The organism is Rhodococcus sp. As11 (genome assembly GCF_048957735.1).
GTDB lineage: Bacteria > Actinomycetota > Actinomycetes > Mycobacteriales > Mycobacteriaceae > Rhodococcus > Rhodococcus gordoniae.
In genome coordinates, this window is sequence record NZ_JARDJE010000051.1 from 1 (window position 1) to 1,505 (window position 1,505).

1 protein-coding gene is annotated in these 1,505 nt (G+C 59.1%); it reads left to right on the forward strand.

From position 1 onward, the window contains the following. The first annotated feature begins 202 nt into the window (after positions 1–202). Entirely contained in the window at positions 203–1,108 is a 906-nt protein-coding gene (locus tag PV766_RS24015; RefSeq protein ID WP_421098120.1) for a DUF2971 domain-containing protein, read from the forward strand. Positions 1,109–1,505 lie beyond the last annotated feature (397 nt).

The following is a 1,505-nucleotide window of genomic DNA, read 5'->3' on the forward strand; positions in this document are numbered from 1 at the left end:
TTGCCGGCCCCGAGACCAACGAGGCAAAGATCCGACTGCCACACCGACCCTCGAACACACTGCTCGTCGACACCCGACACGACCCCAAGGGGGTCCGGGGGCGGATCGCCCCTGGGGAAACAGGGGAAGTCCCTCGACCTCGGGCGCACGCACCTGGATAGGGCAGAGAGCGTGTCTGAGACTTCTCGTAATCTCTTTGAGCATGGCCGCCATACCGGAGACGTTGCATCACTACACGACGGCTGCGGGTCTGATGGGAATCTTTGAACCTCGCGATTTCCGCGGTTGGGAGGTTCCCACCACCTGCTCGCTCACCCTGTGGGCGACGGATGCGCGGTACTTGAATGATGCCCAGGAGTTGACGTTCGCGGCCAAGGACCTCGCGGATGCGATGCGTGATCTGGTAGATCGTTCCGATGCTGACCATGCGAAGCTCATCGACGAGCTCGCTGAGCGTATCGGCGAAGGAAACTTCCTCGACCCCGAAGACAACGCGACCACTCACTCGGCTTACGTGACGAGTTTTTGTAAGGAGCCGGATCTTCTCAGCCAGTGGCGAGGATACGGAGCCAATGGGTACTCCATTGAGTTCCCCACTGAGGTGCTCAGGATTTTCCTGGTGCCTGTCATGGAGCAAGCACTGGCGAACTTTGGCACCCCATTCCTGGGGGGCATAGAGCTCGCTCCTGTGCAGTACAAGATCGATGAGAGTTTCATCCAGCGCCAGGCCAGGAAGATCGTCGCCCCGGAGAATCGTCCCTCAGCCCTTCGTCTAGCCCTTGAGTGCCTTGCTCAGTTCAAGCACCCATCGTTTGAAGAAGAGCAGGAGTGGCGTCTGTTTGTCTCACTTGGGGAGACGTTCACTCGATGCCTGTTCCGTGTGTCGGATCAAGGCATATTGATCCCGTATCTGCCGCTTCGGTTCACGCCCTACTCCCTCAAGGACCCGGGAAGAGGCCCTTTGTATAAGGGGCCGATTGCCAAATCGGTGTGGGTGGGTCCAAGTCCTGACCGGCAGCTTCGAGCGGTATCGGTGAGGAGAATGCTGCGGCAGTTGTCCTTCAATGACGTGGATGTTGAGATAAGTGAGACCCCATTTCGGAGCTGACTAGACCAGGCGGTGCCCGCCGAAGTCAGCTCGGCTTCAGATGGTGATTCTGCTCCGCGCACCGAAGAGTCCCGTACGGTGGCTGGCCTTCGCCTTGATGATGACTTCGGCAGGGACTTTTGCTGTCGTCGCAGGCGTAAGTGCTGGTCAGGACAGGGTGGAGAACCTGTAAGCCATGCTGCGGCGCATGTTGATCTATGTGGTGCAATTTGCGGTCGGGTTCGTTGCTGTGTGGAAAGTGGTCGAGATGACGGCCCGAAGCGTCAGGGCCGCGTTGAGAGAGGATGGGGCGAGCAACGGCGATCGGTGAGATCGGCTCGTGACGAGGCTCAGGGAAACTCCCCAGTTGTGCTCAACGAAAATCCCCAGCCGTGAGCGGTGTTCACTGTAGCGGTTG